General features: G+C 69.4%; 17 protein-coding genes and 10 pseudogenes. 8 read left to right on the top strand and 19 right to left on the bottom strand.

The genetic code is table 11. The features are described 5' to 3' along the window. Positions 1-52: 52 nt before the first annotated feature. Both ACFYP5_RS12195 and ACFYP5_RS12200 read left to right on the top strand, forming a co-directional pair. A complete protein-coding gene (locus ACFYP5_RS12195) occupies positions 53-1,123 on the top strand; it encodes a Dyp-type peroxidase (protein WP_389033994.1) in 1,071 nt (356 codons plus the stop codon). Beyond that, positions 1,123-1,920 carry a family 1 encapsulin nanocompartment shell protein gene (locus ACFYP5_RS12200; RefSeq protein ID WP_389033996.1) on the top strand — a complete coding sequence of 266 codons (798 nt, stop codon included), beginning with the start codon at positions 1,123-1,125 and terminating at the stop codon, positions 1,918-1,920. The genes ACFYP5_RS12195 and ACFYP5_RS12200 overlap by 1 nt, the downstream gene beginning before the upstream one ends. A 24-nt stretch (positions 1,921-1,944) precedes the next feature. Here the strand turns inward: ACFYP5_RS12200 and ACFYP5_RS12205 are convergent, their stop codons facing one another. The 3 genes and pseudogenes from ACFYP5_RS12205 to ACFYP5_RS12215 all read right to left on the bottom strand — a co-directional run bounded on the left by ACFYP5_RS12205 (position 1,945) and on the right by ACFYP5_RS12215 (position 4,034). Continuing rightward, entirely contained in the window at positions 1,945-2,430 is a 486-nt protein-coding gene (locus tag ACFYP5_RS12205; protein WP_389034474.1) for a M64 family metallopeptidase, read from the bottom strand. Continuing rightward, positions 2,425-2,793: pseudogene (locus tag ACFYP5_RS12210) on the bottom strand (M64 family metallopeptidase); the annotation flags it as partial. The pseudogene ACFYP5_RS12210 and the gene ACFYP5_RS12205, both read right to left, overlap by 6 nt. 22 nt (positions 2,794-2,815) lie before the next feature. Further along, a pseudogene (locus ACFYP5_RS12215) lies at positions 2,816-4,034 on the bottom strand (RNA-guided endonuclease InsQ/TnpB family protein). Between the two features lie 71 nt (positions 4,035-4,105). Between ACFYP5_RS12215 and tnpA the strand changes: the two are divergent. Further along, positions 4,106-4,441, top strand: a pseudogene (tnpA, locus tag ACFYP5_RS12220) (IS200/IS605 family transposase); the annotation flags it as partial. A gap of 57 nt (positions 4,442-4,498) precedes the next feature. Here tnpA and ACFYP5_RS12225 read toward each other — a convergent pair. Further along, positions 4,499-4,954 (bottom strand): annotated as a pseudogene (locus ACFYP5_RS12225) (M64 family metallopeptidase); the annotation flags it as partial. A 212-nt stretch (positions 4,955-5,166) separates the two neighbouring features. Here ACFYP5_RS12225 and ACFYP5_RS12230 point away from each other — a divergent pair. Both ACFYP5_RS12230 and ACFYP5_RS12235 read left to right on the top strand, forming a co-directional pair. Further along, positions 5,167-6,585 carry a helix-turn-helix domain-containing protein gene (locus ACFYP5_RS12230; protein WP_389033999.1) on the top strand — a complete coding sequence of 473 codons (1,419 nt, stop codon included), beginning with the start codon at positions 5,167-5,169 and terminating at the stop codon, positions 6,583-6,585. A gap of 208 nt (positions 6,586-6,793) precedes the next feature. Beyond that, entirely contained in the window at positions 6,794-8,176 is a 1,383-nt protein-coding gene (locus ACFYP5_RS12235; protein ID WP_389034002.1) for a diaminopimelate decarboxylase, read from the top strand. Between the two features lie 357 nt (positions 8,177-8,533). Here the strand turns inward: ACFYP5_RS12235 and ACFYP5_RS12240 are convergent, their stop codons facing one another. The 4 genes and pseudogenes from ACFYP5_RS12240 to ACFYP5_RS12255 form a co-directional block, all read right to left on the bottom strand. Beyond that, positions 8,534-9,160 carry an aspartate/glutamate racemase family protein gene (locus tag ACFYP5_RS12240; RefSeq protein ID WP_389034005.1) on the bottom strand — a complete coding sequence of 209 codons (627 nt, stop codon included), beginning with the start codon at positions 9,158-9,160 and terminating at the stop codon, positions 8,534-8,536. 44 nt (positions 9,161-9,204) lie between these two features. Then, entirely contained in the window at positions 9,205-9,555 is a 351-nt protein-coding gene (locus ACFYP5_RS12245; protein ID WP_389034007.1) for a GNAT family N-acetyltransferase, read from the bottom strand. 28 nt (positions 9,556-9,583) lie between these two features. Continuing rightward, positions 9,584-10,009: an aspartate 1-decarboxylase gene (panD, locus tag ACFYP5_RS12250; protein WP_389034009.1), complete on the bottom strand. Its 426-nt coding sequence runs from the start codon at positions 10,007-10,009 to the stop codon at positions 9,584-9,586. A 287-nt stretch (positions 10,010-10,296) separates the two neighbouring features. Next, positions 10,297-10,479 (bottom strand): annotated as a pseudogene (locus ACFYP5_RS12255) (hypothetical protein); the annotation flags it as partial. On the opposite strand from ACFYP5_RS12255, the pseudogene ACFYP5_RS12260 reads away from it, so the two are divergent. Next, positions 10,479-10,694 (top strand): annotated as a pseudogene (locus ACFYP5_RS12260) (SpoIIE family protein phosphatase); the annotation flags it as partial. The pseudogenes ACFYP5_RS12255 and ACFYP5_RS12260 overlap by 1 nt on opposite strands. 444 nt (positions 10,695-11,138) lie before the next feature. On the opposite strand, the gene ACFYP5_RS12265 reads toward ACFYP5_RS12260, so the two are convergent. The 7 genes and pseudogenes from ACFYP5_RS12265 to ACFYP5_RS12295 form a co-directional block, all read right to left on the bottom strand. Beyond that, positions 11,139-11,771, bottom strand: coding sequence for a hypothetical protein (locus ACFYP5_RS12265; RefSeq protein ID WP_389034012.1), 633 nt, complete (start codon positions 11,769-11,771; stop codon positions 11,139-11,141). Between the two features lie 213 nt (positions 11,772-11,984). Next, entirely contained in the window at positions 11,985-12,485 is a 501-nt protein-coding gene (locus ACFYP5_RS12270; protein ID WP_389034015.1) for an Hsp20/alpha crystallin family protein, read from the bottom strand. 48 nt (positions 12,486-12,533) lie between these two features. Beyond that, the gene (locus tag ACFYP5_RS12275; RefSeq protein WP_389034017.1) at positions 12,534-14,348 is read right to left on the bottom strand and encodes an FAD-dependent oxidoreductase; all 1,815 of its coding nucleotides are present in this window, start codon (positions 14,346-14,348) and stop codon (positions 12,534-12,536) included. Next, positions 14,348-14,611 (bottom strand): UBP-type zinc finger domain-containing protein, encoded by a 264-nt coding sequence (locus ACFYP5_RS12280; RefSeq protein WP_389034020.1) that lies wholly within the window; start codon positions 14,609-14,611, stop codon positions 14,348-14,350. The genes ACFYP5_RS12275 and ACFYP5_RS12280 overlap by 1 nt, the downstream gene beginning before the upstream one ends. A gap of 5 nt (positions 14,612-14,616) precedes the next feature. After that, positions 14,617-14,933 (bottom strand): annotated as a pseudogene (trxA, locus tag ACFYP5_RS12285) (thioredoxin); the annotation flags it as partial. Between the two features lie 2 nt (positions 14,934-14,935). Beyond that, positions 14,936-15,463 (bottom strand): general stress protein, encoded by a 528-nt coding sequence (locus tag ACFYP5_RS12290; protein WP_389034023.1) that lies wholly within the window; start codon positions 15,461-15,463, stop codon positions 14,936-14,938. Positions 15,464-16,064: 601 nt separating this feature from the next. After that, positions 16,065-16,400, bottom strand: a pseudogene (locus ACFYP5_RS12295) (DJ-1/PfpI family protein); the annotation flags it as partial. Between the two features lie 862 nt (positions 16,401-17,262). On the opposite strand from ACFYP5_RS12295, the gene ACFYP5_RS12300 reads away from it, so the two are divergent. Together ACFYP5_RS12300 and ACFYP5_RS12305 are read left to right on the top strand one after the other, a co-directional pair. Further along, entirely contained in the window at positions 17,263-17,925 is a 663-nt protein-coding gene (locus ACFYP5_RS12300; RefSeq protein ID WP_389034025.1) for an SDR family oxidoreductase, read from the top strand. 81 nt (positions 17,926-18,006) lie between these two features. Next, complete coding sequence (locus ACFYP5_RS12305; protein WP_389034028.1) at positions 18,007-18,321, top strand: hypothetical protein; 315 nt, start codon at positions 18,007-18,009, stop codon at positions 18,319-18,321. A gap of 19 nt (positions 18,322-18,340) precedes the next feature. On the opposite strand, the pseudogene ACFYP5_RS12310 reads toward ACFYP5_RS12305, so the two are convergent. The 4 genes and pseudogenes from ACFYP5_RS12310 to ACFYP5_RS12325 form a co-directional block, all read right to left on the bottom strand. Next, positions 18,341-19,254: pseudogene (locus tag ACFYP5_RS12310) on the bottom strand (IS982 family transposase). Between the two features lie 164 nt (positions 19,255-19,418). After that, positions 19,419-20,363: pseudogene (locus ACFYP5_RS12315) on the bottom strand (IS110 family transposase); the annotation flags it as partial. 259 nt (positions 20,364-20,622) lie between these two features. Beyond that, the gene (locus tag ACFYP5_RS12320) at positions 20,623-20,985 is read right to left on the bottom strand and encodes a hypothetical protein (protein WP_389034031.1); all 363 of its coding nucleotides are present in this window, start codon (positions 20,983-20,985) and stop codon (positions 20,623-20,625) included. Between the two features lie 29 nt (positions 20,986-21,014). Beyond that, a complete protein-coding gene (locus ACFYP5_RS12325; protein ID WP_389034033.1) occupies positions 21,015-21,674 on the bottom strand; it encodes a hypothetical protein in 660 nt (219 codons plus the stop codon). Positions 21,675-21,681: the final 7 nt, after the last annotated feature.

A 21,681-nucleotide genomic window follows, 5' to 3' on the forward strand; every position in this document is an offset into this window, starting at 1 on the left:
ACCTCACCGACGCCACGACCGCGCTGTCGCCACCACTCCTCGGAGCCGCCGCATGCCCGCCGCCGTCCCGGAACCGGCCGCCGCCCAGCCCATCCTCACGCCGCTGTCCACCGCCGCCCTGATCCTGGTCGTCACGATCGAGCCCGGTGGTGAGGCCGCCGTACGCGACGTGCTGCCGGACCTCGGGGCGTTCGCCCGGTCCATCGACTTCCGTTTCCCGGGCACCGATCTGGCCTGTGTGACCGGTTTCGCCTCGGATGCCTGGGACCGGCTGTTCGCGGGGCCGAGGCCGGCCGGACTCCATCCGTTCCAGGAGCTGCACGGCGCCCGCCACCACGCGCCCGCCACCCCCGGCGACCTGTTGTTCCACATCCGGGGCGAGCAGATGGACGTGTGTTACGAGTGGGCCGCCCGGCTGATCTCCCGACTCGGTGGGGCGGTGACGGTCGTCGACGAGACCCAGGGGTTCCGCTATCTCGACCACCGGGATCTGCTCGGCTTCGTCGACGGGACGGAGAACCCGGTGGGTGCCGATGCGCGTGCTGCGGCCCTCGTGGGGTCCGCCGACCCGGACTTCGCCGGCGGCAGCTACGTCATCGTGCAGAAGTATCTCCACGACCTGGCCGGCTGGAACTCGCTGAGCACGGAGGAGCAGGAGCGGGTCATCGGCCGCACCAAGGCCGACGACATCGAGATGTCCGACGCCGTCAAACCCGCCAACTCCCATGTCGCGCTGAACACCCTCACCGCGCCTGACGGTTCGGAGCGGGAGATCCTGCGTGCCAACATGCCGTTCGGCAGCTTCGAGCAGGGCGAGTTCGGCACGTACTTCATCGGTTACGCCGCCGACCCGGACGTGACCGAGCAGATGCTCCGCAACATGTTCCTCGGCAGTCCGCCCGGTACGTACGACCGCATCCTCGACTTCTCGACCGCGGTCACCGGCACGCTCTTCTACGCCCCCTGCGCCGACTTCCTCGACGCCCCGCCGCCGTCCCCCGTCCTGTCCGGGACCGAGTCCCTGCCGCAGCCGGCGCCCGCGCCGGTGGCCCAGGCCCCGGCTCCGACGGGTTCGGGCGACGGTTCGCTGCACATCGGCAGCCTGCAAGAAAGCGCCCAGTGATGAACAACCTCCACCGCGAACTCGCCCCCATCACGGAAGCCGCCTGGGACCAGATCGAAGAAGAGGCCCGACGCACCTTCAGCCGCCATCTGGCGGGCCGCCGCGTCGTCGATGTGACGGACCCGGAGGGGCCCGCCCTCGCGGCGGTCGGTGACGGGCATCTGAGTGACATCGATCCGCCCACACCGGACGTCATCGCCCGGGCCCGCACCTCGAAGCCGGTCATCGAGTGGCGGGTGCCGTTCACGGTGACCCGCGCGGCCGTGGACGATGTCGAACGCGGCTCCGACGACAGCGACTGGCAACCCGTCAAGGACGCCGCCCGGACCTGTGCGTTCGCCGAGGACATGGCCGTCATCGACGGGTACGCCGCCGCCGGGATCACCGGTCTTCGCGACGGCTCCTCGCACCCTGCGCTGCCACTGCCGGCCGATGCCCGCGACTACCCGACCACCGTGAGCCAGGCGCTGACCCAGCTGCGGCTGGCCGGTGTCGGCGGGCCGTACCGGCTGCTGCTCGGCGCCGACGCGTTCACCGAGGCGACCGAGACGTCCGACCACGGCTATCCGGTGGCCACGCATCTCGCGCGACTGCTGGACGACCAGATCCTGTGGGCGCCCGCCGTCAAGGGCGGCGTGCTGCTGTCCACCCGTGGCGGCGACTTCGAACTGCGGCTCGGCCAGGACCTGTCCATCGGCTATCAGGACCACGACGCGACCCACATCCGGCTCTACTTCCACCAGTCGTTCACATTCCGGATGCTGACGCCGGAGGCCGCGATCCCGATCGTCGCCTGACGCGGGAGGGCCGGAACAGCCCCGTCACCTCCGGTGGCCGGTGGCCCGGACGCTCCAGGTGAGCGTGTCGGTGGCCAGCGCGCGGACGGCGGGGTCCCGGATGGCGTCCGTACGGTCCACGGCCTCGGCCGTCACCTCGTGCCTGCGACCGTCGGCGCGGACGCCGAGCGAGTCGGGGGTGACGGCGGTGCGGCCCCGGGCGTGCACCTTCCCGACACCGTCGACGTACCAGCGCAGATCCGTCCGGGCGAGGCCGGTGGTCCCCTCAGCCAGGCTGACCCGGATCCGCTTGCCGTGCTTGATCTCGGTGTTCGTGTCGAGGGTGGTACCGAGTGCGTTGCCCGCGCGGTAGAAGCCGGCGATCATCGCCTCGCGTCCGGGCAGGTTGAAGTCGGTGCTGGACAGCTCACGCATGATCGAGGTCGAGGTCGGCCGGTAGAGGCCGTACGGGTAGTAGGCGCTCCCCTCGTACGTGCCGACCGTGGAGCCCGTCGGGTCGCTCTGCCCCAGCCAGCGGTACCACTTGGTCCGCTTCTCGATGAGCTGTGCCGGGGTGTACGTGGTGGAGTTGGGGCCGTCCGTCTCACCGCCCGTCCAGGTGCCGTACGAGGGGTACGTGTACTCGTCCTCCAGAAGACCCACCGAGTGGCCGATCTCGTGGGCGGCGATCATGCTCGACGAGGCATGGTCGGAGGAGAGGGTCGACACGCCGTTGAACGGGTAGCCCTCGGCCTGCAGACCGGAGTAGCCGGCACCGCCGTACTTGGTGGAGTTGGCGATGACGACGACGAGGTCGGCGGCGGGCGCCTCGGCCGCGTACGACGCCACCTTGTCGATGTCGGTGCAGACGAGGCGCTCGGTGTCCGCGCACCAGAATTGACTTCCGCTCCCTGGGCTAAAGCCCGGGGATTCCTACCACGGTCGTGTGACCGGTTCGGTGGGTTCCTGCTTCACCGCGCTGCGCCGGGACGAGTCCCGGTCTTACCTGCGCTCGACAGGCTGACACCGCCAGTCCGGCGGCCTTGGCGACGTTGACCGCCGCGTTGATGTCCCGGTCCAGAACCACCCCGCAGGCCCCGCACTCCCACACGCGGACGTGCAGGGGCTTGGGGCCGTCCCTGACACCGCACACACAGCAGACCTGAGAGGTCGGCTCGAATCGGCCGATACGCACAAAGGTGCGCCCGTACCGGGCGGCTTTGTACTCGAGCATGGCCACGAACGCCGACCATCCGGCGTCGTGCACGGACTTGGCCAGGCGCGTACGGGCCAGTCCCTTGACCGCCAGGTCTTCCACGGCAACCGCTTGGTTATCACGGACGATCCGAGTGGAAAGCTGGTGGTGGAACTCGCGCCGTGCGTCGGACACCTGCGCATGTGCGCGGGCGACTTTCAGCCGGGCCTTCATCCTGTTACTACTGCCCTGCGCCTTGCGGGCCAGGCGTTGCTGTTTCCGCTTCAGCTTCTTCTCCGCCCGGCGCAGAAAGCGCGGGGATTCGATCTTTGTGCCGTCGGAGAGGATCGCGAAATGCGACAGCCCCAGGTCGATACCGACCTGACCGGCGACCTCGGGCAGCATCTCTTCTGGGCCTGTCTGCACCACAAAGCTCGCAAAGTACCGCCCGGCCGCGTCCTTGACCACGGTTACCGTGGACGGGGCGGACGGCAGTGTCCGGGACCACTTGACCCGTACGTCGCCGATCTTCGGGAGGGACAGGTCACCCCCGGCCGTGATCTTCCACCGGGCGTTGGCGGTGAACCTGACCGTCTGCCGACTGTCCCTACGGCTCTTGAACCGGGGTGCGCCCATGCGGGGGCGCTTGCCCTTGAGGCCGTCGAAAAAGTTCCGGTACGCGGTGTCCAGGTCCCGCAGGGACTGCTGCAGAACCACAGCCGACACCTCGCCGAGCCAGGCCCGTTCACTGGTCTTCTTCGCCTCGGTGATCAGCAACCTGGACAGGTCCCGACCTTCGGGAACACATCACCATGGGCACGGGCGTCCTCACGGGCGCGAAGCCCGTCGTTGTGACCACCCGCGCACACCCGAACGCCCTGGCCAGCGCCGAACGCTGAGGACCGTTCGCGTACAGGCGGAAGCTGTACCTCAACTGCACGCCGATCTCCCTACAACAGCGTCGTTATGACTGAGCATCAGGACATTCGTACTGGCCGACCCTGAGCTTTTATCCTTCACGCACACTTGGTTTTCGTGACGAAGTACCGGTACAAGGCCCTCGACGTCCGCCTCAAGCGCAATGGAAGAGATCACGCGCCGTGTGAACCGAATTCGAATGCGAGCTATCCGAATTCAACTGCGAGAACGACCACATCCACCTCCCCGTGAGCCTCCCGCCCAAGATCGCCCTGTCCAAGCCAATCAACAGCCTCAAAGGCGTAGGCTCCCGCAGGCTCCGCCAGGAGCACCCCGAACTGGTCCGGTACTACTGGAAGACCCAGCGACTGTGGTCCGGATCGCAGTTCGCCGGATGTGGGCGGGGCTCCGTTGTCGATCGTCCGTCAGGGCCGTGTCCCTGACGACGTCGGCGCCCGGATCGCCGCTGATGCCGGACTCGTCGGAGACGGCGTCCACGGTCCAGACGTTGAACAGGTTCTGGTAGCTCCGGTACGGCTCGATGGCGGTGATGTCGGCCCACTTGGCGGTGGCGTCCGCGTGGAAGTCGTCCTGCTGGTCGGCCGTGTAGCCGTCCCCGATGATCACGACGTCGAGCCGGTCGTCGGTCGAGCCGGTCACGGCCTGCTCACCGACCGTTCCGCCCACGGCGGCCTCGGCGGCGCTCAGGGACGCACCGGAGCTCCGGCCGGTCCGCGCGGGTGCTGTGGCCGGGACCTCGACGGTCCTCCCGGCACCGCCCGGCTGCGGGAAGTACTCGACCCGGTGGCTTCCCCCGCCGTCGGCCCCGGTCGGGGCGGCCGCCGCGGGGGCGGTCCCGGCGGCGGTCGCTGCCGGCAGGCCGGCGAGGGCGAGTCCCGCCACCGATCCCGCCGTTCGGCGCGTGCCTGGGCGTATGCGCATGTAGAACTCCTTGAGAGCCTCGGACTTCGGGCGGACGCGAGTCGGCGCGACCGATGATTAACTCGCGAGTTAAATCGACTTAGCGCGAGGCTTAACCTAGAGGTGCGTCGGACCAGGAACAAGGCCCGGACGGCGCATGGTTGCTGTTCATCACCGGGCAACTACCCTTCACCGGGCGCAGGGTGAGATGTGAGAAGCAGGAGGGCGACACAGTGGCCGCGAAGCACACCGCAGGGACGGACACCGGGCAGAAACCGCCCGACGGGGGCGAACAGAGGGCCGGACGCGGGCCGTCCGACGACCCCGGCGCCGTCGGACGACGCGTGCACCGACTGCGTACGGAGCGCGGCCTCACTCAGCGTCAGCTGGCTGAACCCGCCTACACCCCCGCGTACATCTCCACCCTGGAGGCAGGACGGGTCCGCCCCTCGGAGGCTGCCGTACGTCATCTCGCGGAGCGTCTGGGGGTGACGTACGAGGAGCTGGCGACGGGTCGTCCCGCCCATCTCGCCACCGACCTGCGGCTGAAGCTTGTCGAAGCCCAGCGGACTCTGGCCACCGGCGCCGCCGAGGACGCCGTGGCCGCCTTCGGCGGGCTGCTCGCCGAGGCGGAACGGCTCGGCCTCGACGGCGAGCGCGCCACGGCTCTGCTCGGGCTCGGACAGTGCGCGCTGGAGACGGGCGAGCTGCCGGAGGCCCGCGAGCGCTTCGAGGCCGCGGAGAAGCTGCTTGCGGATGCCCCGCTCCCGCAGCGCGCCCCGGCCGTCCGGGGCCGGGCCGTCGCGCACCTCCTGGCGGGCGAACTCCGGTACGCCTGCTATCTGCTGGAGAGCGCGATCGACGAACTGAACGCGTCGGGCCTGCAGGACCCCGGTGCGCTCCTGCTCCTGTACACGGCCGCGATCGCCCCCTACATGGACATGGGCGCCCACGCCCGTGCCGCGCAGGCCGGCGAACTGGCCCTGGCCCTGGCCCCCCAGGTGTCCGACCCCGAGCTGGTCGCCGGGCTGCACCGGGGCGTCGCCCGTACGCTCATCGCGGCCGGCCGCACCCAGGAGGCCGACGCCTCGCTCGCCAAAGCAGCCGAGATCTACCAACAGCTCCAGATCCGTACGGAGATGGCGCACTGCCACTGGATGCGTGGCTACGTCCACGCGCAGGACGGCGATCTGTCCGGCGCCGAGAGCGAACTGCGGGCCGCCCGCGACATGCTGGCGTCGAAGCGGGCCGCGCTCTACACGGCACAGGTCGAGGTGGAACTCGCAGACGTCCTACGCCGCCTCGGCAAGCGGGAGGAGGCGGAGGACCTGCTGCTGCGGCTGCTCGGCGAACTGCAGGCGGACCGGGGCTCGGTCCATGCGGGCGGCGTGCACCGGCTGCTCGGCCTGATCGCCGAGGAGCGCGGCGGCCTCGACCGCGCCGAGGAGCACTACGTCACCGCACTCGGCCTGCTGGAGCGGGCGGGCGCCGCCGGTGACCTCGCGGACATCTGCCGGCTTCTCGGAGATCTGCTGCGGCGGACCGGCCGCACCGAGGCCGCGATGGACGCGTACCGGACCGGCCTCGGCCACCGGGCGGCGCCCGGCAGCACGACGCTGGGTCCGGCGCCGGTGCGCCCGCCGACCGCCTGACCCTGCGGTATCGGCCGCGCCGCGCCCGGGAGCGGTTGGCGTCGATCTCGACCACCCCGACACCTGGCTGCCCAGCACTGCCGCCGCCCACCTCAGCGGATAGATTTGTCCTGTATTGATACAACCGCTGGCCCACGGCCAAGGACCTATACCGATCCCGTCCCGTCCGACAGACACTTGCGGGGCTCCCATCACCGACTCTCGGCACATGCCTCTCACCTCGCCCGCTCCCGGCCCTCCACCTTCCGGGCGTGTCGCCGCGGCGGTCCGCCACGCCGTCGGCGCCGGGCTGCTGGGCGAGTCCCGGCCCGTCGCCGGGTTCATCGACACCGACGGGGTGCGTGACTCCGTCGCCGCCCTCCAGGACGCGTTCGCGGGGACCCCCGGTGTGCTCCACACGTTCGCCGCCAAGGCCGCGTCCCTGGTCCCCGTACTGCGGCTGCTCGCCGACTGCGGCATGGGGTGCGAGGTCGCCAGCCCGGGGGAGCTGAGGCTCGCACTCGACGCCGGTTTCGCGCCCTCGGCCATCGTGATCGACTCCCCCGCCAAGACGCGTGACGAGATCCGTCAGGCGCTCGCGCTCGGAGTGGCGCTCAACGCCGACAGCCTCGACGAGGTGCGCCGGATCGCCTCGCTGCGGCCCAGCAGCTCGGCCTCCGTCATCGGGATGCGCGTCAACCCGCAGGTGGGCAGCGGCTCCATCGGGGCGATGAGCACCGCCACGGCGACCTCCAAATTCGGCGTGGCGCTGCTCGATCCCGGCGCGCGCGAGCGTGTCGTACAAGCCTTCACCGAGCACTCCTGGCTGACCCAGCTGCATGCCCATGTCGGTTCTCAGGGCTGCTCGCTGGAGCTGATCGCGGCCGGTGTCGCGGAGATGTACCAGCTCGCCGAGGAGATCAACAAGACGCTCGGCACCCGGCAGGTCACCAGCATCGACATCGGCGGCGGCCTTCCCGTCAACTTCGACGACGACTCCGTCCGGCCCACCTTCGCCGCCTACGCGGCGGCACTGCGGGCGGCGGTACCGGGTCTCTTCGACGGCCGCTACGGGCTGGTCACCGAGTTCGGCCGGTCGCTGCTCGCCAAGAACGGGTTCATCGGGGCACTCGTCGAGTACACGAAGGACGCAGGGGGCCGCCGGATCGCACTGACTCACGCGGGGGCGCAGATCGCCACCCGTACCGTCTTCATGCCTGACGCCTGGCCCCTGCGGGCGGGGGCGTTCGACGCCGAGGGGCGGCCCAAGGACGGTCCGCCGCTGGTCCAGGACATCGCGGGACCGTGCTGCTTCGCCGGTGACGTCGTCGCGCACGCCCGGGAGCTGCCCGAGCTGCGGGAGGGCGACTTCGTGGTGCTGTACGACACGGGCGCGTACTACTTCTCCACACCGTGGTCGTACAACAGTCTGCCGCGCCCCGCCGTGTACGGCTTCAGCACGGTCGGCGACAGCGGGGTCGACGGTTCGGACGGGGACACGGTGCGCTTCGCGCCGGTGCGTGACGCGCAGTCGCTGGACTCGATCGCCGAGGAGAGCGGCGCCGGCCACGCCGATTCACTCCTCGGGCTCGGACCGCGGCGCGACCGGTAGCAGGTCACGGCGGTAGGGACCGGCCCCGTCATCCGGGCGGCTGGGGCGACGGCTCCGGCTCCGGTACCGGCTCCGGTTCGGGCCGCGGCGGCCGCGGAATCGGGTCGGGCGACGGACCCGGCGGCACAGGGCCCGGGACGGGCGGCGCGGGCGTCGGCTCCGGCAGCGGCGACGGCGGTCCCGGCATGGGGCCGGGGGTCGGCGCGGGTGGCACGGGGTCGGGATACGGGTTGGTCATCTCGGGCCTCCGAAGGTTCGGGCGGATCTCGAGTCCACCGTCTCCCGGAGCGGCTGCCCTCGCCTGCCGAGTCCATACGTAAGAGTTCCGTACCGTCGGGCGAGAACCCGTACGGCGGCTCAGCCCGCCGCGGCGGCCGCGGCGGAGAGCCCGGGGCGGGGGCTCGAGAGGACCGGAACCGGGGTGACTGTGCGGGTGGCGGCATCGGCCATGGACGCCTGGGCCAGCACGATCACATCGGCGTCCGTCACCCGGTCGGCGGCCGCCGCCACCAGCTCGAGGTAGCCGTCACGGTCACCGGCCTCGAACCGCGCCCATGCGCCGGCTACCAGCACCGTGCGGATGTCCACGCACCGATCGCCGGCCTCCTCGGCGAGCAGGGCGAGCGTCGGCGGCAGGGTGTCGTCGATCGCCGCGAGGACCACCACCCGGTCCCGCGCGACGGCGGCGGCCGCCATCGGGCGGTCGACGCGCAGGACGGGGACGCCGAGCGACTCCGCTGAGGACTCGGCGACCCCGCCGATCGTCGAACAGGTGCAGAGCACCGCGGTCGCACCCTCGGCGACCGCTCCCGCGAGCAGCGCCTCGATCTCCCCCCGCACCGCGTCCGGACCTGCGTCCCGGGCACGCGCGAGCAGGTCCTCGTGCACGAGATGCCGCAGGGCGAGACCGGGGTGGTCGGCGTCGCGGAGCGCATCGAAGACCGGGACGTGGACCGGGGATGTGTGCAGGAGGGCAAGTGTCATCGGCGAGGACTCGGATCCTGTTCGGCCGCTACGGGATCGGATCGCTACAGCTCGGGGTGGGACTTGAGCTGCTGCCCTGCCCGCTCCACCAGCTCGGCCGGGGCCACCGGAGCCTGGTCGGGGTGGCCCAGAGCCCACTTGGCGGCATACGAGCAGAGCGGGACGGCGGGCACACCCTCACGGTCAGCCATGGCGTAGAACTCCTGGACCAGGGCTCCGGCGAAACCCTTGCCCCTGTGCTCCGGTTGGACGACGGTGTGCACGGCGACGAGAGCGGCGGGCGTGCCGTCCATCACGAAGTACGCGATGACTCCGGCGGTCCGGCCGTCCATCCGTGCCAGCAGGTTGCCGTTCGCACGGTCGTCGAAGAATTCGAGCGCGGTGTTCTCAGCCATGACGGGGTCTCCCTCGTGAACAGAACGGTCAGTTGGCCGCGGGAACGGCGTACGGGCTGCGTTCGGTGGCGGTGCCGGGCACGGGCGCCGAGGCGTCGGCTCCGAGCTCGACGATCCGGTTGCCGGCGTCGACATGGACGATGCGCGGGGTCAGAGCGCGGGCCTCGACGTCGTCGACCTGGGCGTAGCTGATCAGGATGACCAGATCGCCGGGGTGCACGAGGTGGGCGGCTGCGCCGTTGATGCCGATGACACCGGAGCCGCGCTCGCCCTCGATGACGTACGTCTCCAGCCGGGCACCGTTGTCGATGTCGACGATGTGCACGAGCTCACCGGGCAGCAGATCGGCCGCTTCCATCAGCTCGGCATCGACAGTGACAGAGCCGACGTAGTGCAGATCGGCCTGGGTCACGGTGGCCCGGTGGATCTTCGACTTGAACATGGTACGCATCATCGAGGCACTCCTGGATCTAGGCTCCCTGCCCACATTTCTGCAGGTCAAGGGCGAATTTTTCACCCTACACTGACACGCGTCGGACTCGAAGATCTTGCACAACATCGATCTTCTATGGGAAGAAGACTCCCTGCCTGCGCTTCCGTGCGAGCCAGGCTGTTGTGACGCCGCCGACCAGACGTCTACCAGGAAAACCCTCTGGGGACTGATGCTGATCAGACGCTGACTTACTTGACGGTACGTCAGTTATGAGAGGTTGGCGAAGGAGTTGCCCTAGGGTGCCGACGCCCGTGCCGTGGGGCTGCCCTCGGTGCGGTCTCGGGCGCGCGGGGTGATACAGCCAGGAGGCCGATGACGGCCGTGACCACGCCGATCGCAGGCACGAGCAGAGGAAACACCAGGCCGGACGGGCCGAAAGCCTCCTTGCCGAGGATGAGCGACGCCACAAGCGTGACGGCGTGGGACTCGAATCTACTCAGATGGCGTCGTAGAGTCACGCGACGAGGCAGGCGAAGAGTTCGGCCTGGAGCGCTTCACCGACTACATCATCCGGTCGACGGCAGCAGGACAGAGCGCACCGGAAGTGCTGCGCCTGCTCATCAATGCCATCCTCGAGCATCGGCACAACAAACTCAGCGACGACGCCACGATTTTGATGTTCGAGTGGCAGCCCCCAGATCCGTGACCGCAAGAGACCGAAGGACGCAGCCGCGGCGCCGGCACTGCGAGGACGCAGACGCTGACGTCGGTGGATGCCGAGCCTAGCTCAGTCTCCGGAAAGCGGCGGGGATGGTGCCCCACATCCGCAGCGCCATACCCGCGCATGTAGGGGCCCCAGGCGACGGACTGCAACTCCTTGGCCGCATCGGCGCCCTGTTTATCGGCGGTGCTGCCGGAGGCTTGGATTCTGTGGTGGCCCGCCGTAGATGCACCTTCTCGTAGCCGGCCGCCATGGCGTCCGGCGGGAACTGGTCCACGACGCTCTTGCGGCATTGCGCCGGGTTGGGATCCCCCACGGCCTCCAGTGCCTCCGGCAGTTCATCGGGCGCGCCTGGCGGATCAGGCCGGTCACTCCGTCGTTCAGCCAGGGCACGGCGGTGTCCGAGAACGGTGAGCTGGTCAAGCAGTCCTACTGCGAATGCGGCGCCAAGCCAGACCAGGACGTTTCAGGCAGCGAAGGGGGAACCCGAGAGCTGACTCCGCGATGGGCACGAACCGGGGAGGAGCCAGCCATCGGCCGGACTGCTGGGCCGGCTGTCCGCGGGACAACGACAGCGCCTGCTCTGCCCGCCGTCGCAGGCGTGCTCGGCGGACCGGCCGATGCTGCGGGCTCGTTGCGCCAGGCTGCCTGGGTTTCCTCAGCCGTGAGCGGCCGGGCGGTGTTCTCCAGGGACTGTTGTTCGGCCCGGACACCGCAGAAGACCTCGGGATGCCCGCTCAGCGCCATGGCTGCCGCTCCGACGAGGAAGCCGATGGCCACCAGGTCGGCATCGCCACTGTGAATCAAGTGGCCGAACAGCAGCGGGAAGGTGATTCCGCCCACGGCCGTGCCGATCGAGGCCAGCCAGATGGACAGGGCTCGGGTCCCCATGGGGAAGACCTCGCTCACCGTCAGATTGGACGAGCTCGCTTCCGCGGACGCCACGAAGAAGGTCAGCGAGACCAGCAGGAAGAACCACCATGTCGTCAGGGAGCCGTTGATCAGCAGAACGGCGAGGCCGGCTGTCACCACGGCCGAGCCGATATAGGTGCCCGTGATCATCGGCCTTCTGCCAACAGTGAGGACCAGGCGGACATGGGCCGAGCACCGCTGGGTCTGCTTCCCCTTCGGCTGCTGCGCGCCTGGCGTCTGCGGCGCCGAAAGGGAATCCGGTGGGGATCCACGTAGCGCGTCTCCGCCGCCGTGAGGGGTGTCGAGCCTCGCCGGCCCGGCCCGCGGTGCCGGACGGGTGTCCGGCACCGCGGTGCTCGCGTCTCAGCCGCTGCTCTCGGTGCTTTCACTCGTCTCGGTGATCTCGACGTGTCGCGGCTTTGCGACCTTGGCCTTGGGGACGGTGATGCTGAGCACTCCGTCCTGCATCTCAGCCTTGATCTTGTGGGTGTCCAGCTCTTCGGGCAGCCGCAGACGGTACTCGAAGGTTCCGACGCGGCGGGTGCTGCGGCGCAGGACGCCCTTGCGCTCTCGCTCCTTGATCTCTCCGTTGACCACGAGTTCGGGACCGTTGGCCTCGACGTCAATATCCTTGCTCTTCACGCCGGGGAGTTCGATCTCTACGTGGAACGCGTCCTCGGACTCCGACACGTCCGCGAGAGGCGTCCACGCAACCGCGGGTGTCGCGCCCACCGTCGACTCCAGCAGGCCGCTCATCTGGTTGAGCAGTTCGTCGAACTCGACCAGGGGATTGAGAGGGGTTGGTGCCCAGACGGGCCTTTCCTGCACACCGCCACCGCTGTGGCGCCGGACGGGCATGGCCATCGCCATCGCCTCCTTCTTCCTTCTCGTAATCTCATCGTCCGCCATTCGTCATGCGAGCCATGCGGACTCCTTGTGCCGTATGCGTGGGGAGACGTCCGAGCCGCCCGCGCCAGCGGACGTGCCCGTGGTGCCGGGTGCAGCCGAGTGCCCCAGGTGCTGGTGCACGAAGTGGATGGCCATCGCGCCCTCACCGGCCGCCGAGGCCACCCGCTTTACCGAGCCGCTACGGACGTCCCCTACCGCGAAGACCCCGGGCAGGCTGGTCTCCAGGGTCATGCACGAGCGCCCGCGGCCGTGCCACACCTCGGGGTAGGCGCAGGCTTCCTGGGCCTCCGGGCCAGTGAGGACGAAGCCGCGGGAGTCGAGGGCGATGACGCCGGCGAGCCACTCGGTGTGGGGGTCGGCGCCGGTGAAGACGAACAGGGCCCGTCCCGCGAGTCGGCGGTGCCCGCCCGTGCGGTTGTCGACCAGGTCGAGTTCCTCCAGCACCTCCTGGCCGATGACCTCGGTGACCTCGGTGTGCAGCATGACCTCCACCCGCGGATGGCGCTCGACCTGGTCGACCAGGTAGCGGGACATGTTGGCCTCAAGGCTGGGTCCTCGGACCAGCAGGTGCACCTTCGGCGCGTACCCGGCGAGGAACAGCACCGCCTGGCCCGCCGAGTTGCCTCCGCCGACGACGGCCACCGGGTCGGTGCGGCACTGCTGGGCCTCGTAGACGGTCGCCGAGTAGTGGACGCTCGTTCCCTCCAGGCGTTCGATGCCGGGCACCTGGAGCCGGCGGTAGCGGGCACCCGTGGCCAGGACGACGGCGCGGGCGGTGATCTCGCTGCCGTCGGCGAACGCCACCACGTAGTGGTCCTCGTCCTTGGGATAAAGACCGGTCGCCTCCGCCGGAATGCCGATCCTGGCGCCGAACTTGTCGGCCTGGAGCACGGCGCGTTCGCTGAGTTCGGCGCCGGAGATGCCGGAGGGGAAGCCGAGCAGATTCTCGATGCGGGACGACTTGCCGGCCTGGCCGCCGATGGCCAACGCCTCCACCACGGTGGTGCTCAGGCCCTCGGAGGCGGCGTACACCGCGGCAGCGAGGCCGGCGGGTCCGGAGCCGACGATGAGGACGTCGCCGTGACGGTTTCCGGCAGGCAGTGATGGCAGGCCGATGAGCCGGGCCAGTTCCGCGTTGCTGGGGTTGCGCAACAAGGTGGTGTCCCGCCAAATGACGAGTGGTGTCTCCGCCGGGCCGACGCCGAAGCGGCGCAGCAGTTCATCGGCCTCCTCGTCGGTCTCCAGGTCGGTCCACCGGTGCGGCAGCCGGTTGCGGATGGCGAACTCGCGCAGCCGCCTGGTGTCGGGCGAGTAGCGCGAGCCGATGATGCGGAAGCCGGCGCCCTGCCCGACGAGCAGCGCGCGACGGCCCAGACAGGCGCGCAGCACGACGTCCCCGATGGTGGAGTCCTGGGACACCAGGTGACGCAACTGGTCCAAGGACACGACGAGGACCTCGCCCGGCTCCCTGGCGACAGCGGTGTAGCAGGCCACCTGTCCGTGCAGCAGGCCGAGTTCGCCGATGAAGCGACCGGGGCCGTGCACGCGCAGCACGTGCTCCTCGGGAGTGCCGTAGTCCTCGACGACGGCGACGGTACCGCTGAGGACGACGAAGAACGTCTCGCAGCGCTCCCCCTCCCGGATCAGCACGTCGCTCGAAGCCATGCTCCGGCGTTGCCCGTGCTCCGCCAGACGCGCTATCTGGTCCTCCGTAAGGCGCGGATACGCCCCGTAGATGTCCGGGGTCTCCCAGAAGGCGGCCTCGTCCGCTTCCTCCGGCACCGGTTCTTCGACCGGCAGCGACTGGTCGCCGGACATCAGACGAACGCCTCGTGAACGTAGCACCAGCGCCAGTCCTCGCCGGGCTGGAACGACTGCACGATCGGATGAGCGTCAGCAGCTGCATGCCTACGCGCGTGCTTGTTCGGCGAGGAGTCACAGCAGCCGACGTGCCCGCAGGTCAGACAGAGCCTCAGGTGGACCCACGGGGATCCGAGCAGCAGACACTCCTGACACCCTTCTGGCGTCAGCGGCTGGACCGGCCGGACAAGCGCGAGGTGGGGGTCTGCATGCATGGTCATCCGGATCACCTTTCCCGGGCCGTGATCGACTGTTCCACCCACTGGCGCAGAGCGGGGGCGGGCGCCGCCCCCGCCTGCCGGGCGACCGTCTCGCCCTGGTCGAGGACGAGCAGTGTGGGTACCGCCTGAACCTCGAAACGCTGCGACAGTCGCGGGTTCTTGTCGACGTCGACCTTGACGAGTTTGATTCGGCCGGCAAGATCGGTGGCGACCTTCTCCAGCTCGGGGCTGACCATGCGGCAGGGGCCGCACCAGGTGGCCCACAGGTCGACCAGGACGGGGACGTCGGCCACCGCTCAGCGACCTCGGTGAAGTCGTCGTCGTTCAGCTACGGGTGGGGTCGCTGCGCGGGCGGCCGCCCTTCGAGGAGGCGCTCTCCGTGTGCGCGCCGTTCCTGCTGTCCAGCCCGGCAACCAGCCGGACTGCCTCATCGGCGACGTCCTCGTCCGCCACGACGTCGTACCGGCTGGGCTCCATCGAGCGGACCGAGGCGAAGTGCCGGCGGCCGCCCTGCGCCGCGTGCAACAGCACGCCGAGCAGCGCACCGACGACCGCTCCGAAGATCAGCCCGTAAAGGGCGAGGAGCAGACCGGAGACGATCGGATTCAGCCAGTTCAGCAGCCCGAAGATCCAGCCGACGAGTACGCCGGGCAGCGCTCCGGTGGCTGCGCCGTGGAGGGCGGCCTCGCCGTACCCCATTCGACCGATCACCTGTTCGACCAAGCGTATATCCCGACCGATGATCGCCACCTTCTGAACGGGAAAGCCCTGGTCGGCGAGGTGATCGACGGCACGTTCGGCTTCCTGGTACGTCGAGTACGAGTCAACGGCCCTGCGGGCCTGCTCGATCATGGCCACTCCTTCCGCCGACGGATCGCTGAGCGGTCCCGACAGCCCCCAGAGTGGCTCTTCGCCCGGTCACCGCGCCTGCGCCCAGCGGGTCGAAGAGTGGCACCGGCGGTCGGTCTGCGAGGACAGGAGGCGGGACGACGATTCGGGTTCGCGGCGGGGTACCTCAGGGTTCGGCCCGGCATGAGGTAGCGGGGCTCACGGATGTTCCGACGCAAGGGACTTTCTCCCCGCTTCGACGCTCAAGAGGCGGGCGGCACCCGGGACACCACCGTGCCCGCGGACGAGCAGCGGCACGGCCCCACCCGAACGGCCGCCCCGCTCGGGGCGCACCCTCACGGGCTGACGGCACTGTGCCACACACCTTCGACGGCGCGGACGAGCGCGAGATCCTCGGTCTTGCCCTGCGCAGGTCGCTGCCCTCGGGCCGTACCGCGCCGGATATTCTCCCGGGGCCATCCGCGCCTGGCGGTGTCGTCCTGGTTCCCACCCGGGACGCCGGACTCCTTCCTCCTCTCCAGGCTGGTACGGCGCACCGCGGCGATCCTGTCCCTGGGCGTGGCGACATTCGACGCGGCTGCGCGACGCTACGGACCGGCGGCCGTACGGAGGCGACCGGTTTCCCGCTGGCCATGAAGTCCCTGACGAACTGCACCGCGTCGCGGTCCATGCGCAGCTCGTCGGAGTTCATGGTGCCGCCGGGCAGGAGCAGGGCGTGGTAGTCGTCGACGGAGGCGTCGGCGACCAGGCGGTCCACGGGGAAGGTTCCTGCCGCGTCGAGGTCGAACTGGCGGGCCTGGATCTCGCCGGGATGGAGCGAGACGATCTCGGTCTTCGCCCCTGCGCCCCGCAGCGCACCGCGCGGCTGGTCGAGTTCCACGCGCGCGACGCCGTCGGCGGCCAGAATCCCCACCCGCATCCCCCGCAGTTCCTGTGTCATGGTACGGCTCCCTTCACGAGTCGCTGGTTGTACGACGCGAGCGGCAGGGACACCCGGCAGGGCCCGTCCGGATCCCTTTTCCGGACCGGGACTGCAAGGCGCGGCCGAGGGTGCCCCGAGCATGTACGTGCGCGCGATCAGCCGGAGCTGCCGTCCGGGTGGAGGACGACTTCGGTCCAGCCGTCGTCGCGGGCACCGAAATGCTGGTATCCGTGTATCCGACTGCTGCCTTGATCGGCCTTCCCGGCCCGGACCAGGCCGCCAGGCGATTTCGGTGGCCCGCCAGACGGTGGGTAAGACGCCGGAAAGCATCACGCAGTCGGTCCGCCACTCCCTGGCCTCTTCCGGCAACACCAGGCAGTTGCGGTCGCCGCAGGTAACGCGCAGCAGTTCGGCCCGCCCGCCGTTGTAGGGACCCACGTCGGCGAAACCGTACGCGGTCCTCGGATTTGTCGGGAGTGGTCAGACAGAACGCGGTCAGGCAGGCCCTTCTTGGGCCTTTCGGCATGCGTATCGGGGACGTTCTTCACGCTCACGCCGCGCGATCCCTCGCAGACGACAGCTTCCATGAGTCTTCCCTCGGCGTGTCAGAGCAGCGCGGGACGAGACGGACCCTCGAAATGACCTTCCGAGTCAGGCGCCGTTGTCAAGGCAAGGGGGTGATTTTCCTGGCCAGGCGACCAGCCGCGCTGAAACCGCGATCGCGAATCCCCGAGCACCTGCGGCGCGACCCGGTGGCCGGGTGGTCTCGCGCACCAGCGCGGTGCGCGAGTACGGCGACATTACGGCAACCGCGGGACCCGATCTGCCGCGGCAGTCCCGCAACCCGGCGTGAGCGGTCGTGTGTGGCAAGAATGACCCCATGCACATTGTGATCGCGGGTGGACACGGAAAGATCGCGCGCCGGCTGACCCGGCTGCTCTCGGCGCGCGGCGACAACGTCACAGGCCTGATCCGCAACCCAGACCACGCCGACGACCTGCGCGCGGACGGCGCGGAACCGGTGGTGTGCGATCTGGAGCACGCCTCGGTGGACGAGGTGGCCGGCCACCTTGGCGGCGCCGACGCGGCACTGTTCGCCGCAGGCGCCGGACCGGGCAGCGGTGCGGCCCGCAAGCAGACGGTGGACCGGAACGCGGCCATCCTCCTCGCCGACGCGGCCGAGCGCGCCGGGATGCGCCGCTTCCTGGTGATCTCCTCGATGGGCGTGGACAGCCCGCCGCCACCCGGCACCGACCCCGTGTTCGCCGCCTACCTGAAGGCCAAGGGCGAGGCGGACGCCGACATCGCCTCCCGTCCGGGACTGGACTGGACGATTCTGCGCCCGGGGAGGCTGACCGACGACCCCGGTAGCGGCCGCGTCACGCTCGCCGAGCACACCGACCGCGGCCAGGTGCCGCGCGATGACGTGGCTGCGGTGCTCGCCGCCCTGCTCCACGAGCCCAGGACCGCCGGGCGCATCCTCGAGCTGATCAGCGGGTCCACCCCGGTCGAGGAGGCGGTGCGCGCCGCAGCCGGCGGCTGACCGCACTCCGCCCTCGCCCGGGTGCGGGTAATGACTCACACCCGGGCGCTTTAAAAGGCGCAGCGCAGCGAGGCCGACACGGTGTTCCGCAAGCTGAGGGACATCGCCGCGCCGAGCGGTACACCCTGCGAGCACCAGTCGATCGGCTACGCCTTCGGGCACGTCGAGCCGATGTTGGAGAAGGGGCACGTCGAGGAGGCCCGGGACAAGCTGGACTTGCTGAAGAACGCCCTGGCGCGCACCGGGCACACGAGGCGCGGTGTCCCATACGTGGGCTCCCCGTACGACGGCGGCCACAACCCCGACGGCGAGATCGACGCCATCGACATCCGCCGCGGCGGGAGCAATGAGTCGGCACGGTACGTCCTCACCGAGGTGAAGGGCGTGCGAGTCTAGATGATCGATTCCAAGGGCTTTAGTGGTCGTACGCGGTCAGTGCCCGCATGACCGGCTGACCGGTGTGGTCGTTGTGCCAGATGGCGGCCGTGAGCGCGAGTATGCGCTGCAGGACGCGGACCGCCACACCTGCGGGTGTGCGACCACGGTGGCGTTCGAGGTCGAGTTGCCCCTTGAAGGTCTCGTTGATCGACTCGATGACTTGCAGCAGCGGCTTGAACAGCTGTGATCCGGCCCGCTCGACTTCGCCCTTGCGCGCCGGCCGCAGCAGCCGGATGTCCAGCTCGGCCAGCTGCTGCTCGAACTCGCGGCCGAAGTAGTTCTTGTCGCCGATCAGTGTCTGGCCGGGACGCTCGTCGATGAGCTGCGGCTCGACGGCGAGCAGGTCCAGCAGGGTCTCGCGTTCGTCGGCCTTGGCGCCGGTCAGGGCGAAGGCGACGGGCAGGCGCGCAGGGTGCACACCAGGTGCAGCCGCAGTCCCCACAAGAACCGGCTCTGGCTGGCGCAGTAACCGTACTGGGCCCATCCGGCCAGGTCGGAGCGTTTGACGGTCTCGCGGGAGCGCCCGGACTCGAGGGGCGTGGAGTCCACCACCCACACATCGTCGCTCCACAGCGTGGTGTCGACCGCCAGCGCGCGGGTGACGCGCCGGACGAGTTCGGCGGCCTTGCGCAGCCACTTGTTGTAGCCGGGCTGCTGGGGCAGGTACGGGAACAGGTGCCGCAGATGGGCGCGGGCGTGCCGCATCCACCGGGCCTCGGAGGTGAAGCCGAGCATGGCCTGCATCATCGCCAAAGTCACCAGCTCGGCATCGCTCAGCTGCGGCGCAATGCCCACGGCCGGCCGCCACGGAGCAAACTGTGGCGCATCCTTCAACAGGTCGTCGGTCTTCACATAGAGTGCGGTCGCGAGGGAGTCCAACTCTGTCTTCACACACTGACGTTGGACTCCCTCCTCCTATACGCGCAGGCGATCCCTTGGAATCGATCATCTAGCGGTAGGGGCCGCTGAAGTGCTGAGGGGCCACGCCAGTGCAAGGGGGGAGCGCTCTGGCGCGGCCTGTCCGCCAGGACCAAAAAGTGCCTCTATGGGTTTCGTCAAGCCGTAGCCGCTGTGGGTGGTTGGTAGAAGGTGCCGTCGCGGAGCATGGCGTAGAGGACGTCGATGCGTCGTCGGGCGAGCGCGATGAGGGCGGCGATGTGGTGTTTTCCTTGTCGTCGCTTGCGGTCGTAGTAGGCGCGTGACTCGGGCTGGGAGAGCGAGGCGAACGCGGCGAGGTAAAAGGCCCGCTTGAGTTGCTTGTTGCCGCGTCGCGAAGGATGTTCGCCGCGGATGGAGGAGCCGGAGTTCCGGGTGACAGGCGAGAGGCCGGCGTAGGCGGCGAGGTGGCCGGCGGTGGCAAAGGCGGTGCCGTCGCCGACGTCGATGAGGATACGGGCCGCAGTCCTGATCCCGATGCCCGGCATCGGGATCAGGACCTGGGATAGAGGGTGGGCCTCCAGGAGTTCTTCGATCCTCGCGGCCAGGAGTTTGCGCTGGTCAAGAGCGCACTGGAGCGAGCCGGCGAGACTGGGGACGATCAAAGCTGCCGCGTCGGTGCCCGCGACGATGACGGTCTGTTCGTCGAGTGCGGTGAAGATGTCCTCGACCAGCCGCTCGGCCATCCGCGCTGCCTTGGGACGTATCAAGGTCACGAGGCGACGGCGTCCGGCCTTGCGGATCTGAGCCGGGGAGCCGAACTGGTCCAGCAGCTTGAGCACGGCCGGGTGCTGGATGCGCGGGCCCAAGACCCGTTTCAGGGAGGGGTGGATCTGGGTGAGCAGGCCCCGAAGCCGGTTGGCGATCCGGGTTGACTCACCCGCGAGGTCGTCGTCGAACCCGGCGATCATGGCAAGCTCGGCGACGGTCTCGTACGTGGGATCGATGGTCCGCAGGGTGTGAGGCATCGCTCTGGCGGCGTCCGCGATGATGAATGCGTCGCGGGCGTCTGTTTTCGCCTCGCCGGGGTAAAGATCGGCGATCCGTCGCATCGTCAGTTCGGGCTCGTCCACCTCAGCCTCGCCGAGGTCAGACGCCTGATCACCCGCCTGACCGACCGTGCCCCCACCCCAGTCGACCACATCCTGCACTGGTCACACTGGCGCCGCCGACGACAACACCAAGCCCGCATCAGTCACTACAAACGACGCGGACACCGCCCATAGAAACTGGCCACCCATCAGCACAAACACCGTTGCATTACTAGCGCCACTGGACGACCCGTCGCCGGGGGCCGTGAGGGTGCACGTTTTTCCGGCGCTGTCACCGGTTTCCGGCACGCCTGCCGTCCAGCAGTCCGTGCAGGTGCGCGGCGGCGTTCTGGATGTCCGCGTATTTCTGCTGTCCGGCGCGTACCTCGGCAGAGAGCACACCGCAGCGGTGGACGCGCTCGAAATCGCCGTAAGGGAACTTGTACCGGCCCTTGGTCTCCTCTCCCATCTCGTCATCGACGCCCAGGTACCACCTGGCGTACTCGTGGAATCCGTGCTCCTCGAGGTAGGCGTTCTCGTCCGCTGCCGAAGGCCGGTGCTCGCTCCACTCGTCCCGGTCGTCCAGGACGATCCGGCCCTCTTCGGTCAGTTTCTTTGCGTGGTTGAACGCCATCGCGTTCAGTTTCACCGTCATGCCGTTTACCGCCCCATCGACAGTCGTGTTCAGATGTCGGCTGCTGCCGCCCGGACATCCTGTCGAGCCTGCCCCATCAGCTCGTTCAAGTCGCCGACCTCAGGAGTGAGTTCCCGCGCGCGCGGCGCGATCTGCTGCAGCCATGCCGCAGTGGCCAGGGCCAGTTCGACGGCCTCCCGGGTCCGCTCCTCGCCGAGCAGTTTCTCGACCTTGAAAGCAATGCTCGCGAGCGTGTCGTCATCGGTGGCAGGCACCAAGTAGGGCTCCAGGCCCGGCGGATACGGTGTCCGCTCCCGGTACTCACGCATCGCGGTCACGACCGCGGGCACCGCGCTGTACCTGTCGAGGAGGCCCATGAAGACGTACAGGCGGGCCACCAGCCGTGGCAGGCCGGGGTGCCGATCCAGCCAGGCCATCAGCTCGCGCTGATCACCGACGTGGTCCATGATCTGCGACATCTCCTCCGCGACCCGGTTGGGCCAGGTCCAGTGGAAGGGCAGCAGCCGCGCCACCTGATGGGCGAGCGCCGCCTCGCCCTCCGCGTCCAGGGTGCCGGCGACGAATTCGGCGACCTGCCTGTGGTCCAGTCCGTAGTCGGCCGGCGCCGCCCGGTCCTGTGAGCTCTGTGACGAGTCGTGGCGCAGACGCAACAGCTGTGTGCCGATCTTGCTCAGTGTCCGGTTCCTCATTGTTCCT

The sequence above is a fragment of the Streptomyces sp. NPDC005262 genome, assembly GCF_042872425.1.
Taxonomy (GTDB): domain Bacteria; phylum Actinomycetota; class Actinomycetes; order Streptomycetales; family Streptomycetaceae; genus Streptomyces.

Excerpts from the sequence above, each read along its gene's own strand:
- ACFYP5_RS12195 (WP_389033994.1), top strand. The coding sequence starts at position 53 with ATGCCCGCCGCCGTCCCGGAACCGGCCGCCGCCCAGCCCATCCTCACG.
- ACFYP5_RS12200 (WP_389033996.1), top strand. The coding sequence starts at position 1,123 with ATGAACAACCTCCACCGCGAACTCGCCCCCATCACGGAAGCCGCCTGG.
- ACFYP5_RS12235 (WP_389034002.1), top strand. The coding sequence starts at position 6,794 with ATGCCTCTCACCTCGCCCGCTCCCGGCCCTCCACCTTCCGGGCGTGTC.
- ACFYP5_RS12240 (WP_389034005.1), bottom strand. The coding sequence starts at position 9,160 with ATGACACTTGCCCTCCTGCACACATCCCCGGTCCACGTCCCGGTCTTC.
- ACFYP5_RS12245 (WP_389034007.1), bottom strand. The coding sequence starts at position 9,555 with ATGGCTGAGAACACCGCGCTCGAATTCTTCGACGACCGTGCGAACGGC.
- panD (WP_389034009.1), bottom strand. The coding sequence starts at position 10,009 with ATGATGCGTACCATGTTCAAGTCGAAGATCCACCGGGCCACCGTGACC.
- ACFYP5_RS12265 (WP_389034012.1), bottom strand. The coding sequence starts at position 11,771 with ATGATCACGGGCACCTATATCGGCTCGGCCGTGGTGACAGCCGGCCTC.
- ACFYP5_RS12270 (WP_389034015.1), bottom strand. The coding sequence starts at position 12,485 with ATGGCCATGCCCGTCCGGCGCCACAGCGGTGGCGGTGTGCAGGAAAGG.
- ACFYP5_RS12275 (WP_389034017.1), bottom strand. The coding sequence starts at position 14,348 with ATGTCCGGCGACCAGTCGCTGCCGGTCGAAGAACCGGTGCCGGAGGAA.
- ACFYP5_RS12280 (WP_389034020.1), bottom strand. The coding sequence starts at position 14,611 with ATGACCATGCATGCAGACCCCCACCTCGCGCTTGTCCGGCCGGTCCAG.
- ACFYP5_RS12290 (WP_389034023.1), bottom strand. The coding sequence starts at position 15,463 with ATGATCGAGCAGGCCCGCAGGGCCGTTGACTCGTACTCGACGTACCAG.
- ACFYP5_RS12300 (WP_389034025.1), top strand. The coding sequence starts at position 17,263 with ATGCACATTGTGATCGCGGGTGGACACGGAAAGATCGCGCGCCGGCTG.
- ACFYP5_RS12320 (WP_389034031.1), bottom strand. The coding sequence starts at position 20,985 with ATGACGGTGAAACTGAACGCGATGGCGTTCAACCACGCAAAGAAACTG.
- ACFYP5_RS12325 (WP_389034033.1), bottom strand. The coding sequence starts at position 21,674 with ATGAGGAACCGGACACTGAGCAAGATCGGCACACAGCTGTTGCGTCTG.